This is a genomic window from Pedobacter albus, from assembly GCF_036324255.1.
GTDB lineage: Bacteria > Bacteroidota > Bacteroidia > Sphingobacteriales > Sphingobacteriaceae > Pedobacter > Pedobacter albus.
In genome coordinates this window covers 756290-771041 of record NZ_JAZDQT010000001.1, presented here as the reverse complement: position 1 = coordinate 771041, position 14752 = coordinate 756290, and the positions used below count along the sequence as shown (strand labels likewise).

Genomic DNA, 14752 nt, shown 5'->3' with positions numbered 1-14752 from the left:
TTGAAGGCATAGCTTTGCTCCTGCAATTTACGCAATGGCTTTCGTTTTACAAATTTCTTTGTGCACTTCATTCCAGAGCTGGATGCGTTGCTGCAACGATTCGCTGATGGCAACACCAACTTCGGCCCATTTCTGTTCGTCGTCTCCGCAAAGCAAGGCCGTCATTTCCAGGGCCAAATGGCTATGGTGGTCGCCGTCTACTTCAATATGCCTTTCCAAATAGTATTTAAAGATGCTGATCTGCTCCGGAAAATCGAGCGCCATATCTTTAATAATAGCCAAGAACATCGATGGAATAAGGTCTTCGCGACCGAAAGTGAAGATACCAGCCTGCAGATAGGCCTTTTGGCTATTGATTACATCGAAGGTAAAATCTACAAATCGGCGCGCAGCCATCGGCGTATTCGATGCTGCATAGGCTTTTTCGAAATTTCCGTTGGCCTTAAGCGAAGCAATAAACTGATTGATACTGGCTGTACTTGCACCACATTGCTCCATGGCTTCCAAATAAAGCTCAAAATGGCTTTTGCGCTGGCCATGCTCATCCACATCCGACTCCTCGCCTACCACAATCTCGTTAATCAGATGCCTTGTTGCCGCGTTGCCGGTCGGAAACCACGGCACCGATGTACAAGTCAGGTTATTTTGCAAGGCCTTTAAAAGCGACATAAAATCCCATACGGCAAAAATATGGTGCTGCATAAACAAGCGCAGGTCTTCTACGCTTTCAATGACACTATAAACCGGATGGTTCACAATTTGTTGCCTCAAGGGTTCGATGGCAAGCTGTATACGTTCGATGTGTTTGTTCATTAACTGGGCTTAAAGCCGCAAAGCTAAGTTTCTTTGCCGGGCCGGATGTCAGCCAAAAATCAATTATTCGAAAATTTATAAACGGAACTGGTATGATAAACCTGATGAGGCTTGAGCAAAGTGCTCGGAAAGTTGGGCTGGTTGGGCGAATCTGGAAAATGTTGCGTTTCTAGACAAAATGCCGTCCTGGAATCGTCTTTGGCACCCGATTTAAAGGTATTTTTACTTTGCATAAAATTACCGCTATAAAACTGCAGACCGGGCTCTTGGGTATAAATATCCATAACGATGCCAGATTTATCGCCCTTTACCGTGGCAGCGTGGTACATGCCCGAAGCTTTGGTTTTGTTGAGTACATAGTTATGGTCATAGCCTTTGCCAAAAGCGAGCTGTTCGTTTTGCTCATTGATACGGCTGCCAATCGACTGTGGCTGTGTAAAATCGAAAGGTGTACCGGCTACCTGCTGTAATTTGCCAGTTGGAATCAGGGTCGAATCGACCGGCAGGAAATAATTGGCATAAAGCTGGAGGCTGTGTTGGAGGATATCGCCACTGCCCTCGCCATTGAGGTTAAAAAAAGCATGATTGGTAAGGTTAACGACCGTGTTTTTATCGGTAGTCGCTTCATAATCCATTTTCAGCTCATTATCATCTGTTAAAGTATAGGTTACTTTGACCCTTAAATTGCCTGGAAAGCCTTCCTCCATATCTTTTGAAAGATAGCTAAGCTCCAGCGTATGGGCATTGGGTTGCTTGGCATCCCAAACTACATATTGAAAACCTTTTTTGCCTCCGTGCAGGGTATTGGGCCCATTATTGGCAAACAAGGCATAAACCTGGCCATCCAGTTTAAATTTACCTTGGGCAATACGGTTGCCATAACGGCCAATGGTAGCCCCAAAATAAGGTTCGGTAGCTTCTTCATAAGCTTTTGCACTCGGCAGCCCCACCACCACATCAACCATTTTTCCGGCTTTGTTAGGTACCAATAGGCTCACCAAGCGTCCCCCATAATTGGTAAACTTGGCTTCTATATGCTTGGCGTTAACCAAACTGTAAAGCGCAACTGCTTTGCCATCAATAGTAGTTTTAAAAGAATCGGCCACTAAACCCTTACTTACTGTTGCCTGCTCGCTAGCCGTTTCTTGATTTGGCGAATGACAGGCTGCCAAGGCCCCAAGAATCGGAAAAATAAAAAAACGGAGATTTTTAATATTCATATCAGGAATAAATTTGGTTGGGAAGATTAAAATTTAAATTAAATGTAAACAGTACAGGCTTAAATAACAAAACTAAATCGATTTATTTATCAATAAAAGCCGTTACAACCTTTGCATGCCATCCTTTAGCCAATCAGAACATTACATACAAATAAACAAATTAAAGTATGGAGAAAATTTATTATGCTAACTAGTTAAATATGATGACTTTAAATTAAATATCGATTAGGTAAATCCTATCGGGATTTGGCCTGCCCAAGCCCTATTGTTCATAGGCGATGTTTTGCCATAGCTTAGTTAACGGCATAGACATCATTAACATGAAAACAACAAGCTTCATCTTGGCATTGCTCTTCGTTTTTAGTTTGGCCAAGGCACAAAAAATCTATCAGTCGGGTTCTTATGAAAGCAGAGGCTGGACGGTCAAAGACACGATTAAAGGAAAAGTGGTCGACAAGTATTTCAACAAGCAATGCTACTGGCTCAGTATTAAAAACCAAAACAACAATTATCGCATTAACGTAGTCGATACCGCCTATTTTAATCAAATAGTAATTGATCAGCTCATTGCCATTCCGGTGCACAAGCGCATGTGGACCAATGCCTGGAAGAAAAAGAAATAAAATTTAATTTTGTATCATAAATTTTAAAAGAATAAAATTTTAAACATTTAATTTAAATATCATTTATATTCTGTAAATTAGGCTTACCTAACCTATGAACAGAATATTATTATGCCTAGCAATGCTACAAGGTAGCGTTGTTGGTAGCCTTGCGCAGGCCCATTTAGGCGCAAGGCTGACCGCCATGGGCAATAACGGCAATACCGTTGAAGATGTTTGGAGCATCCAGGGCAATCCGGCAGGCATCTCCGGAATTTCGGCAGTAACGGCTGCCATTGATTACACCAAGTACCTTTTTGCTACCGAACTCAGCCGACAGGCTATGGCGATTGCCATCCCCTTTCAAAAAAACAGCATTGGAATTGGCTTAGACCGTTATGGTATTGCCGAATACAGTGAAATCAAGGCCAGTTTGGCTGTGGTTAAACAATTCGGGGGGCAATTAGGTATCGGTCTCAAAGGAAATTATCACCAGCTTAAAATTAATAATTATGGAGCAACCACGGCATTTTCTTTAGGTGTAGGCTTTCTCTATCGCCTCAATAAGTGGTTTTTGCTTGGTTTTTACGCCGATAATCCGGCACTCCAAAAATACAAGAGCCCAGCCGTTAAACTTACCATCCCAACCTCTTTTCATCTGGGGCTCTCCTACTTCATCAGCGACAAGGTTTTGCTTGCGACCGATTTGAGCAAGACACTGCAGCTTCCAATTGATGTAGCCATTGGCATAGATTACGAACTACTATCCCTGCTCAGCCTGCGTGGCGGTTTAACGGCCAAGCCCTTTAAGCAATATGCCGGTTTTGGCCTCCACTATAGAAAATTGATGTTAGACATGGCTGTAGCTAGCGATCCTTACCTAGGCTATTCGCCACAAATTACTTTGGCTTATGTGTTTTAGGCTTTTGTTGGTGCTTTTCTTATACAGTAATATCGTTAGGGCACAAACGGCTGAGGCGGGTTTTATCAAGGACCTGATGGAGAGCCTGGCAGAAAACCTACCAGAGGATTACGATCTTTTCGAATTGGAAGACCGCTTGATCTATTTCAGCAAACACCCCATCAACTTGAACCAAACCCGTGCAGAAGAATTAAAAAGCCTGGTTTTTCTTTCGCCTCTGCAAATCAGTAATTTCTTCGCCTACCTCAAGGCCAATGGGCCCTTCATCGATGTGCTCGAACTGCAAAGCATTCCAAATTTTGATGCGGAAACCGTAGAGCGATTGCTGCCTTTTGTAGCGATAGAAAGCAATAGTCTGACCAGGAAACCTACTTTGAAGAACCTGCGCACATTTGGCGAAAACGACCTGTTTATTCGAACCGGACGTGCACTGGAAATACCAATGGGTTTCTCCAAGCTTAGCGGAAGCAAGTATTTGGGCACGCCCGAACGTTTGTTGCTGCGTTACAAATACAATTTTGCCCAACGGATAGACGCCGGTTTGATTGCCGAAAAAGATGCGGGAGAAAAGTGGGGTGCGGACTTTAAATCGGCTCATTTGGCCATTTTTAACACCTGGAGGGTTAGCAAGATCGTTTTGGGCGATTACAGCCTGCAATTTGGTCAGGGATTAACCCTTTGGTCGGGATTTGCATTTGGCAAGGCGCCCGATGTAACCAGTGTTGCCAAAAAGGACCTTGGCTTAAGGCCTTATAACTCGACCAACGAATATGCTTTCTTGCGCGGACTGGCAACAACTGTTACATTAACCAAGCACTTAGATTTTACAGGTTTTGTGTCTTACAGAAAACTCGATGCCAGTTTAAGCCTCAATAGCAAGGGCGAAGAAGTGCTCACGACGATCAATGAAACGGGTTATCATCGAACGGCTACCGAAATCAAAAACAGGAACAGTTTAACCCAACTGTTTTTTGGCGGAGCGTTACAATACCGAAGAAACAACCTCGATATCGGCCTGATTGCTCATCGTACTAATTATAATCATGCTTTTACTACGGAAACAGCTCCATACCGTTATTATGATTTTTCAGGAAAAGCACTAACCAACCTAGGCTTGCATTACACCTATACTTATCGCAACCTTTATCTTTTTGGAGAAATTGCCAAAAGCCTCAATAGCGGACTGGCCTATGTAAACGGTGCTTTGATCAGCGTGTCGGCAAAGGCATCTGCAGTGGTGTTTTACCGCAACTACGCCAGCAATTACCACAACTTTTTTAACCAGGCAACCGCCGAAGCAACTCGTGCGGCGAATGAAAGGGGCTTGTATGTTGGATTAAACTTATATCCTGCCAAATCGTGGGCCATTGCGGTTTACGCCGATTATTTTAAATTTCCGTGGCTAAAATTTAGGATTGATGCACCATCAGACGGCTATGAGGTTTTGGGGCAGTTGAGCTATATGCCGAGCAAGACTTTCAAAGTTCAGTTGCGCTACAAGAGCGAGTTGAAACAGCAAAACACAGATCTTGCCGTTCCCATCAATTACCTTGATGATGTAAAAAAGGAATCGTACAGGGCAGATGTAAACTGGGAGCTGAACAAGTCGATTAGCTTTCAAAATCGTTTAGAGGTATCGCAGTATCACAAAGGGACAAGCCGAGCTGAATTTGGTTACCTCGTCTATCAGGATGTAAGCTATAAGTCTATCCGCGCCAAATTATCAGGAAATATAAGGGTTGCTTATTTCGATATTCCTTCTTTCAACAGCAGAATATATGCTTACGAAGACGATGTGCTGTACAGTTTCAGCTTTGGCATGTACAATGGCAAAGGTTTAAGAAATTACCTGAACCTGAAATACAAATTTCTTAAGCGCTTAGACATTTGGGGCAGGTATGCCATTTCGTTTTACCCCAAGGCAAGCACTGTTGGTTCTGGCCTCGATGAAATTGAAGGCAACAAAAAAAGCGATGTTAAACTACAGCTGCGCTACCAATTCTGATTGTTTTGACTTTTAAAGGCGAAATCGTTTTTGTGAGGGTGCTCTTCCCTTTCCTTGCCGGATTGGTATTGGGCTACCATTTGCCAGATTGGTTTCCTAGTTATTTGATAGTTGCATCGACCATTGGCTTGCTCATCGCGCTGTGGCTTACCAATCTGTTTTATAAAAAATGGAAAATATACCATTACAAAGGCATTACAGGTTTGTTATTTTATGTTTTCTGTTGCTGTTTCGGCACTTCGGCTTTGCTGCTCAATGAACAATCGTTAAGCAGGCATTATTTCGGCAAATATAGCGCCACCTACCTTAAGGGATACATCAGCAATGAGCCCCAAACAAACGGCTTAATCATGCGCTTTCAGGTAACTGTTGGCCAAGGCTATCAGCAAAACAGCTGGCAACCGCGGAACGGCAAATTGCTGGTTGCACTTAAGCTAGACAAAATAAAACCTATCAAGCTCAATTATGGCGACAAGGTGCTCTTGTTTTCGCAACATCAGGAAGTAGAACCGCCTTATAATCCCGCAGAATTCGATTTTAAGGCTTGGCTGGCCCATCAGAATATCTATCATCAGGTTTTCATTAATCAAAATCAGTTGGTTCAGCTCCGTAGCCAAGGCGGAAATCCCGTGCTAAAATACGCCATTACCTTAAGACAAAAGCAGGTAGCGATTTACCGAAAACTCATCCACAACGACGAGGCCTTTGCTGTAGCTTCTACCCTAATTTTGGGTTATCGTGCCGATCTGAGCCCAGAAACCCTAGACGCCTACAGCAAAACAGGAACCATACATGCGCTCTCCGTTTCGGGTATGCATGTGGGGATTATTTATATTTTTCTAAACTGGGTCTTGTTCTTTTTAGACCGCAAGCCAATTTTAAAAATCGTCAAGCTGTTGCTCATCTGTACACTAATCTGGTATTATGCGCTATTAACAGGTCTTTCGCCTTCGGTACTGAGGTCGGCCGTTATGCTTAGTGTTTACATTATTGCCAAATCGCTCAACAGAAGCACCAATTCGTACAACATCATTGCCTTTACCGCTTTTGGCCTGCTGGTTTACGACCCCTTGTTGCTTTGGGATGTAGGTTTTGAGCTCTCCTTCCTAGCGGTTTTCGGACTGATTTATCTGCAGCCCAAAATCTACAAGTGGTTTTATGTTAAAAACAAATGGCTTGACAAACTATGGTCGGCCACGGCCATTAGTCTAGCTGCGCAACTGGCCACCTTTCCGCTCAGCATCTATTATTTTCATCAGTTTCCTTTATACTTTATCATCAGTAACCTGTTTATCCTCTTGCCCATTACCGTGTTGATGTATCTGGGGATAATAATTTTGATACTCAGACTGTACTTTTTGGCACCCCTATTCGAATGGCTTATCAATTTCACCAATCATGGCCTCCAATGGATTGCCCGCCTGCCTTTCGCCGGCATTAACGGAATTTGGATCGACCAATGGCAATTGATCCTATTAAGTTTCGCGCTGGGAAGCCTCATCATTGCCTTGACCCGTTACCAAAAACAAGGGTTATTTGCAGGATTAGGACTGGTAATTGTCTTACAGTCAACCTTGGTTTACCGATACATCCAAGCATCGCAACAACAAAAAACGATAGGTTTCAGCCTCCGAAAAAACTACGCTATGGCCTTTGTTAAGGGCAAAAATGCTGTAGTGGTTAGTGATTTGGCTACAAACGACAAGGCCTTTAAATTCTACGTCAGGCCGGCACTTGAGCAACTACAAATCAACCGGTTTACTTTCCTCAACTTCAATCAAGATACCGCAACAAAATATTTAGCCAAAAAAGAACATCAGCTCCAGTTTGGTCATTACAAGCTGCTATTGCTTGATTCTTCGTTAAACTCGAAAAAAATCGGTCAATTGCCCAAGTTCGATTTGGTATGGATCCATCGGGGATTCAATCGAAAATTGGTGGAATTAAGGCAAGAGCTCGTCTTTTCGGAACTTATCATTGATGCCAGCCTTAAAGACTACCAAATCAGGCGCTATGTGGCCGAGGCAAATAAAATTGGAATATCCGTCCACATTTTAAAGAAAAATAATTCATATTTGATCGACTTTTAGCTGACCAAAAAATATGAACGAAGCACTTGTTTTATACCAAACAGCCAACAGGATTGCCACCATTACCTTAAACAGAACCGAGAAGCGGAATGCCTTAAATCCGGAGCTGGTAAGCGAACTGACCACCTGTTTGCTGCGCGCCGCCGAAGATGAGGATGTAAAAGCAGTGGTACTCAAAGCAAATGGAGCCGTATTTAGTGCCGGTGCCGATTTGGCCTACCTGCAACAGTTGCAACAGAACAGCTACGAAGAAAATCTGGCCGATTCGAATCACTTGAAAAAGCTCTTTACCACCATTTACGATTTGCCCAAAGTAGTTATTGCACAGGTGGAAGGCCATGCCATAGCCGGAGGCTGTGGATTGGCGACGGTATGCGATGTTATTTTTTCGGTTCCAGAGGCTAATTTTGGCTACACAGAAGTGAAACTGGGCTTTGTCCCAGCCATTGTGGCATGCTTTCTGCTACGCAAAACAAGCGAAACAATTGCCAAACGTATACTGCTGACCGGCGAGCTCTTTTCGGCCGAGCAGGCCCTTGCTTTTAATTTGATAACTTTTGTAACAAAAAAGGAAGAGATTGCTCAAAAGGTAAATGATTTTGCATTAGATTTGTGTAACAGCACATCGGCAAATTCCTTGGCAGTGACCAAGGAGCTGATCAACAGAACAACAAATCCTTGGCTAGACCAAAGCTTGGAAAAAGCGGTACAGCTCAATGCCAAGGTGAGAGAAAGCGACGACTTTAAAAAAGGGGTAGCTTCTTTCCTGAACAAAGAAAAAATTAAATGGTAAAATAAATTCTAAAACTAATACTATGTTCAAATTCATGAAAACGGGCGTTTTGGCCGCATTCTTAATCGCTACGGCAGTTGGTGCCCACGCTCAGAAAAAAATAAACGAAGGCTCGGTCACCTATACTTTAGAGTATGGTCTTACCCCAGAACAAGAACCGATGGCAGCTCAGTTGCCTAAAGAAACCAAAGTGAAATTTAATGGCACCATCTCTAAGATGGAACTGGAACAAGGTCCGGCTACCATTACTGTATTGCGCGACGGTTCAACCAACAACGGACTGATTTTGATTGATGTTCCTGTAGCTCAAATGCAACTTGCCGTAAAACAAGGAAAAGAAGAATACGAAAAAGCAAAAGCAAGCTCGCCAAAACTAAGCGACTTCAAAGCTACCGGCGAGAAAAAAATGATTGGTGCCTATAACGCCGAAAAATATACCTACAAAGATGACAAAGGCGGAAGCTATGAGCTTTGGGCTACTACCGACCTTGAATTGCCTGCAGGCTTCTCTGGCGAAGACTTTAAAGATGTAAAAGGCGCTTTGTTGAAATTTACCCGTTTCCAAAACGGTGTTAAAACCACTTTAACCCTAAAAAATGCAGCCGAAGAAAAAGTTGGCCCGCTTTCTTTAGAGGTACCTAGTGGTTACGAAATTAAAACCATGGAAGAAATTATGGCTATGCAAAATGGCGGTGGCGAATAGTCGCTAAGCAACGCATTTGTTCAAATCAGGCTTTTATATTGGCTTTTTTACTAAATTAGTGGCCAATGTTTAAAAGCCTGATTTTTTTTGTCCGTTTTTTTATTTTTTGGCTCCTGTTTTTTGCCTTCGACAGATTTATCTTTCTGTTCATCTTCCACAAAAAACTGCGCGATATCCCGCTCGATGAGAAGCTAGCCACCTTTTACCACGCCTTGCGCCTTGATCTTTCTATGGCGGCCTATATCACCATTATACCCTTGCTGGTCTTTATTTTTTGGTATCTGGGCAAGAAGCGTCAAGTGGAATTGAAATGGCTGAGGATATACGATATTGTGCTCATTGCGCTGTTCAGTCTGTTGGCCACCATCAACTTCAATGTTTACCGCGAATGGGGCAGTAAAGTCAATGCCAAGGTACTTGCCTTTGTTTTCGATACGCCGAACGAAGCCCTGGCTTCAAGCGCCTCTTCCCCATTGCTGTTGAGTGCTATTGTATTCACAGCCTTATTGCTGGTTGGCCTTTACCTGCATCGGGTGCTCATCCGGCAGAAAATTACTTTCGTCCCGACTCCAATCTGGCTTAAAGTTGGGATAGCGATTTTGCTTTTGGGTTTCAATTTCCTCCTCATCAGGGGTGGTGTAGATGTTGCCCCGAACAGCCAAAGCATGGCCTATTTCTCTAAAAATGAGATATTGAACCACGCCTCCCTCAATACCGAGTGGAATTTGGTATCGAGCATTTTGGCCTCTACCAAAACCAACAAAAATCCTTACCGCTATTTTGATGATGCCCAAGCCCAGCAAACCGTAGCCGAATTGTATAAGGTACCCAAAGATACTACCGTTTCTATTCTCAAAAACAACAAACCAAACGTTGTTCTTTTTATACTCGAAAGCTTTACTGCCGACCTTACCAAGACCTTGGGCAATGAAGATGGAATTACGCCAAATTTCGACAACATGATCAAGGACGGCGTATTGTTTAGCCAGATTTACGCGGCAGGCAACCGCACCGACAAAGGCTTGATTGGCACGTTAACGGGTTTTCCTACGCTCGGAACCGGAAGCATTGTGAAATGGCCCGAAAAAATGCAAAAAATACCGGCCATCAGTCAAAAGCTGTTTCAAAATGGTTATCAGACTTCGTTTTTTTATGGTGGCGAATCAGAATTCGACAACTACAAGGCCTTTATCTTGAGCCACAATTACCAAAAGCTGACCGACAAGAACAGTTTCGACAAAAAAGACATGAACTCTAAATGGGGTGCTTACGATGCCTTGGTTTTCAACAAACAGCTACAGGCCATGAACCAGGAAAAGCAGCCATTTTTTTCTACTATTTTATCGTTAACCAACCACGAGCCCTTCGAGTTGCCGGTTAAGCAAAAATTCGGGGATAAAGACATCATCCAAAAATTTAAAAGCACGGCCTATTATACCGATTCGTGCATCAACGCTTATCTGTCTAATGCCAAAAAACAGCCTTGGTATGCCAACACCCTCTTCATTTTTGTGGCCGATCATGGACACTTGTATCCGAAAAACAAGTTCGAGGTTTTTGAGCCGCAACGCTACCACATTCCCTTGCTTTTTTATGGCGATGTGATTAAAGACGAGTTTAAAGGGAAAGCCTTTAACCAAACTGGAAGTCAGCAGGATATTGCCGCTACCTTATTGGCCCAATTAGGCATCAATGCCAAGGATTTTACCTGGAGCAAAAACCTGCTCAACCCCTATTCGCCACATTTTGCCTTCTTCAGCTGGGACAATGGGTTGGGCTTTGTTAACGAGGGGCAATGCGTTACCTTCGACAACATCGGCAAAAGCATTTTGTATAACAGCGACCCGAAAAACACAGTACAAACCGATAAAAACCTTAAATTAGGCCAATCCTATTTACAAACTGTTTATCAGCAATTTATCAAACTCTAAAACGCACACAACTATAAATTATATATGAAAATAACCAAGTATTTAATGGCCGTTGCGGTTGTTGCTTTGTTGGGCAACTACCAGGCAAAGGCACAAGGCCGTGGCGGTATTAACTGGACCAAAGACGGCAGTGGCTATTACCAGAACGCTGGCGGAGAAATTGTAATGATTACTTTGCCCAAAAGCGACAGGAAAACAGTAATCAGCAGAGAATTGCTAACAGCCAATGGCAAGACCATTCCGGTACGAAGCTTCCAGCTGAGCGACGACGGCACCAAGGCGCTGATTTACACCAACACCAAAAAAGTTTGGCGCCAGGATAGCCGTGGCGATTATTGGGTGGCCGATATAGCCAACAATAAATTGACCCAAATTGGCAAAGACAAGCCTGCTTCTTCGCTCATGTTTGCCAAGTTCTCGCCCGATGGCTCGAAAGTAGCCTATGTAAGCGGACACAACCTGTATGTAGAAGATTTGGCAACCGGCACTTCAAAAGCCTTAACCACCGATGGCACCTCGAGAATGATCAACGGCACCTTCGATTGGGTTTACGAAGAAGAATTTGCCTGTTTGGATGGCTTTAGGTGGAGCCCTGACGGCAAATCGATCGCCTACTGGCAAATAGATGCCACCAAAATCAAAAACTTTTTGATGATCAACAACACCGATTCGATCTATTCTTTCACCATTCCGGTTGAATATCCAAAAGTTGGTCAAGATCCTTCGGCCTGCAAAATCGGCATTGTAGACATTGCCACGGCGAAAACCAATTGGCTGGCTATCCCCGGCGACAACGTACAGCATTACATTCCGCGCATGGAGTGGATTCCGAACAGCAACGAAGTCATTTTGCAACAATTAAACCGTCAGCAAAACGAAAGCATTTTGTTCGTAGCCGATGCCGGAACGGGCAAAGTAAGCCAGATTTATAAAGAAAACGACAAAGCCTGGATCGATGCTACCGATGGCTGGGTTTGGCTAAACGGCAACAAGGAGTTTGTTTGGCAAAGCGAAAAAGACGGCTGGACACACCTTTATCGCATCAGCAAGGATGGCAAAAAAGAAGCTTTGATTACCAAAGGCAATTATGATGTAATGAGCGTGAGCCTGATAGATGAAAAAGAGAACACCGTTTATTTCATGGCCTCGCCTACCAATGCTACCCAAAAATACCTTTACAAAACCAAATTAGACGGCAAAGGCAAATTGGAAATGGTTACGCCATCGGTTTTACCGGGCACGCACAGCTATTCTATTTCGCCTAACGGCCTATTTGCCCGCCACAGCTACAACAGTGCTACCGTGAGCCCTGTTACCGAGTGGATGAACTTTAAAACCAACAATCCGCTAACCATGGAAGGCAGCGTTACCAACCAGTTGGCCAAGCAGCAACCTTCAAAAAACAAGGTAGAATTTTTCAAAGTAACAACCGAAGATGGCGTAGAAATGGACGGATGGATGAAAAAACCCGATAATTTCGATGCCACCAAAAAATACCCAGTTGTATTTTACGTGTATGGCGAACCTGCTTCGCCAACCGCAGGCGACACCTTTGGCGCGGGCAGAAACTTCTTGTATGCCGGCGATATGGCCAAAGACGGCTACATCTACATTTCGATGGACAACCGTGGCGCACCGGTGCCAAAAGGAGCTAACTGGCGCAAAAGCATTTACAAAAACATCGGCGTTATCAATATCCGCGACCAGGCTATGGCCGCCAAAAAGCTATTGGCTACCAATGCTTTTATGGATAAAGACCGTGTGGCGGTTTGGGGCTGGAGTGGCGGTGGTTCTTCTACCCTTAACCTTATGTTCCAATATCCTGAGATCTACAAAACAGGGATCGCCATTGCGGCCGTGGGCAACCAGCTTACCTACGATAACATTTACCAAGAGCGTTACATGGGTACACCATTTCCAAGCACCGAGGCTTATGTAAAAGGATCGCCAATTACCTACGCCAAAAATCTGCAAGGCAATTTATTGTATATCCATGGGACCGGCGATGATAACGTACATTACCAAAATGCAGAAATGCTGATCAACGAACTGATCAAAAACAAGAAAGTATTTCAAATGATGAGCTATCCTAACCGTACCCACAGTATTTCTGAAGGTCCGGGTACCAGCGAGCATCTTTCTTTAACCTATACCAAATTCTTGAAAGAAAACTGTCCTCCGGGAGGAAGATAGACAGCTTTCATCAAAAAAGGCCTCTGCTAACGTAGAGGCCTTTTTTGTAAAATTAAATTTCGATGTGAAGCACGGCCATAGCTACCAGCAGTGCCGTACCGAAACTCAGCAACGTGCCAATCAGCACGTATTCGGTAAGCTTGATATCGTGGGCATCCTTTAAATCGCCAAACCTGAAAATAGACTTGGCGGCCAGCAAAAAGCCCACCGCTTCAAAATGATTGGTGCATACGAAAAGATAAATGAGCAATCTTTCTAAAATGCCGATAAACTTGCCCGCATTTTGCAGGGAAGCTGTTCCGCCGCCTGTGGGTATCCATTTGGCAATGATTACCCTAATCAATACCGCAGCTGGCGTAGTTAAAAACAAGGCACCAAGCAACAACAGCCAAAACTGATTGCTTTGCAAGAAACCAAGGTTCATGTTGGGTTGATAGAAATAATTCCAACAGCCTAAAATGACGACGATATGCAAGGCCTGATCGGCAAAGAACCAGATTCTTTTGGTACTGGCTTTCTGAAAGAGCAGCTTAACCGCATCTATAATGCCATGCAGCAAACCGATAAGCAAAGCCAATGGCCAAACGGTAAAAGACATAAAAACCACAAAAATCAGGGCCATGTGAATGGCTACATGCAGGTAAAGCTTCGGCGATTTGAGTTTGATCCGTTCCTTTTCTGCCACCCAGGCATCAGGCTGCAGCACAAAATCGCCCAGTACATGGGCCAGCAAAAGTTTAAGCAAGGCTATTTCCATTATCTTTTAATGAGTTGAACAATCCGGTTTCTATATCTGTTTTCGAGCTCCATAATTTCTGTATAATGGGCTCTTTTTAAGGCTTCGCTAACCGACGATTGGCTCCTGCCCGATATTTTGGCAATCTGGTCTTGCTTGGTTTCCTGGTTTTCGATGGCATATTTTACCATTTCGGCACCAATCTGTCCCCAGTTGTCCATCGCAATCAGCGCCAAGCGGATGGAAAAATTAAGCTCATCGTCCAAATCAGGCCAAGGTGTTTTAACGGCCATATTGGTTTTGTTGAGCCTCAGGCTATCAAAAGCCACACCCGAACTGATAAAAGCCTCGCCATTGGCCTCTGTTACCCTAGCCGAATCGATGCTTTTTTTGCCCAAACCAATTCCGATACGTACATCTGCCTTTTTCAAGGTTTTGATGCAAGCCTTGATGTAAATGGCATTGAGCAAGGCATCTTCGGGGCTTAGTTCTACCTGAAAGCTATCGCCTCTAAAAATTTCCCACTTCGCTCTTTTTTTGCCCAGCAAATGCTCTAAAGCCGATTTCAAGGTACCGATCCATTCGTCGGGCAATGCCCTCGAATTGACTATATCTCCTGTGATTACTGCTATCATTTTACTAATATCGGCTAAATACCCGATATTTCCAATTATCGGCTAAATACCCGATATTTTAATTTATCGGCTAAACACCCGATAATAAATGCAATCGGCCAAATACCCA

12 protein-coding genes are annotated in these 14752 nt (G+C 43.7%); 8 read left to right on the top strand and 4 right to left on the bottom strand.

What is annotated here, in order from left to right:
- Positions 1-27: 27 nt before the first annotated feature.
- Both VRU48_RS03280 and VRU48_RS03275 read right to left on the bottom strand, forming a co-directional pair.
- Positions 28-813: a DUF3050 domain-containing protein gene (locus VRU48_RS03280; protein WP_330106491.1), complete on the bottom strand. Its 786-nt coding sequence runs from the start codon at positions 811-813 to the stop codon at positions 28-30.
- Positions 814-872: 59 nt separating this feature from the next.
- Positions 873-2033: an aldose epimerase family protein gene (locus tag VRU48_RS03275; protein ID WP_330106490.1), complete on the bottom strand. Its 1161-nt coding sequence runs from the start codon at positions 2031-2033 to the stop codon at positions 873-875.
- A gap of 320 nt (positions 2034-2353) precedes the next feature.
- On the opposite strand from VRU48_RS03275, the gene VRU48_RS03270 reads away from it, so the two are divergent.
- The 8 genes from VRU48_RS03270 (at position 2354) to VRU48_RS03235 (ending at position 13272) form a co-directional block, all read left to right on the top strand.
- Positions 2354-2656: a hypothetical protein gene (locus VRU48_RS03270; RefSeq protein WP_330106489.1), complete on the top strand. Its 303-nt coding sequence runs from the start codon at positions 2354-2356 to the stop codon at positions 2654-2656.
- Between the two features lie 94 nt (positions 2657-2750).
- Positions 2751-3557 (top strand): hypothetical protein, encoded by an 807-nt coding sequence (locus tag VRU48_RS03265; protein WP_330106488.1) that lies wholly within the window; start codon positions 2751-2753, stop codon positions 3555-3557.
- Entirely contained in the window at positions 3547-5562 is a 2016-nt protein-coding gene (locus VRU48_RS03260; RefSeq protein WP_330106487.1) for a helix-hairpin-helix domain-containing protein, read from the top strand. The genes VRU48_RS03265 and VRU48_RS03260 overlap by 11 nt, the downstream gene beginning before the upstream one ends.
- Positions 5563-5567: 5 nt before the next feature.
- Entirely contained in the window at positions 5568-7652 is a 2085-nt protein-coding gene (locus VRU48_RS03255; protein WP_330106486.1) for a ComEC/Rec2 family competence protein, read from the top strand.
- Positions 7653-7665: 13 nt separating this feature from the next.
- Complete coding sequence (locus VRU48_RS03250; RefSeq protein ID WP_330106485.1) at positions 7666-8445, top strand: enoyl-CoA hydratase/isomerase family protein; 780 nt, start codon at positions 7666-7668, stop codon at positions 8443-8445.
- A gap of 22 nt (positions 8446-8467) precedes the next feature.
- Positions 8468-9148 (top strand): hypothetical protein, encoded by a 681-nt coding sequence (locus tag VRU48_RS03245; protein WP_330106484.1) that lies wholly within the window; start codon positions 8468-8470, stop codon positions 9146-9148.
- A gap of 65 nt (positions 9149-9213) precedes the next feature.
- The gene (locus tag VRU48_RS03240) at positions 9214-11079 is read left to right on the top strand and encodes an LTA synthase family protein (RefSeq protein ID WP_330106483.1); all 1866 of its coding nucleotides are present in this window, start codon (positions 9214-9216) and stop codon (positions 11077-11079) included.
- A 24-nt stretch (positions 11080-11103) separates the two neighbouring features.
- Entirely contained in the window at positions 11104-13272 is a 2169-nt protein-coding gene (locus tag VRU48_RS03235; RefSeq protein WP_330106482.1) for a S9 family peptidase, read from the top strand.
- A gap of 52 nt (positions 13273-13324) precedes the next feature.
- Here the strand turns inward: VRU48_RS03235 and VRU48_RS03230 are convergent, their stop codons facing one another.
- A complete protein-coding gene (locus tag VRU48_RS03230) occupies positions 13325-14029 on the bottom strand; it encodes a DUF3307 domain-containing protein (RefSeq protein WP_330106481.1) in 705 nt (234 codons plus the stop codon).
- A complete protein-coding gene (locus VRU48_RS03225; protein WP_330106480.1) occupies positions 14029-14643 on the bottom strand; it encodes a SatD family protein in 615 nt (204 codons plus the stop codon). The genes VRU48_RS03230 and VRU48_RS03225 overlap by 1 nt, the downstream gene beginning before the upstream one ends.
- Positions 14644-14752 lie beyond the last annotated feature (109 nt).

Bases quoted from the DNA above. Each gene is read 5' to 3' on its own strand.
- VRU48_RS03280 (WP_330106491.1), bottom strand. From the start codon at position 813: ATGAACAAACACATCGAACGTATACAGCTTGCCATCGAACCCTTGAGG.
- VRU48_RS03275 (WP_330106490.1), bottom strand. From the start codon at position 2,033: ATGAATATTAAAAATCTCCGTTTTTTTATTTTTCCGATTCTTGGGGCC.
- VRU48_RS03270 (WP_330106489.1), top strand. From the start codon at position 2,354: ATGAAAACAACAAGCTTCATCTTGGCATTGCTCTTCGTTTTTAGTTTG.
- VRU48_RS03265 (WP_330106488.1), top strand. From the start codon at position 2,751: ATGAACAGAATATTATTATGCCTAGCAATGCTACAAGGTAGCGTTGTT.
- VRU48_RS03260 (WP_330106487.1), top strand. From the start codon at position 3,547: ATGTGTTTTAGGCTTTTGTTGGTGCTTTTCTTATACAGTAATATCGTT.
- VRU48_RS03250 (WP_330106485.1), top strand. From the start codon at position 7,666: ATGAACGAAGCACTTGTTTTATACCAAACAGCCAACAGGATTGCCACC.
- VRU48_RS03245 (WP_330106484.1), top strand. From the start codon at position 8,468: ATGTTCAAATTCATGAAAACGGGCGTTTTGGCCGCATTCTTAATCGCT.
- VRU48_RS03240 (WP_330106483.1), top strand. From the start codon at position 9,214: ATGTTTAAAAGCCTGATTTTTTTTGTCCGTTTTTTTATTTTTTGGCTC.
- VRU48_RS03235 (WP_330106482.1), top strand. From the start codon at position 11,104: ATGAAAATAACCAAGTATTTAATGGCCGTTGCGGTTGTTGCTTTGTTG.
- VRU48_RS03230 (WP_330106481.1), bottom strand. From the start codon at position 14,029: ATGGAAATAGCCTTGCTTAAACTTTTGCTGGCCCATGTACTGGGCGAT.
- VRU48_RS03225 (WP_330106480.1), bottom strand. From the start codon at position 14,643: ATGATAGCAGTAATCACAGGAGATATAGTCAATTCGAGGGCATTGCCC.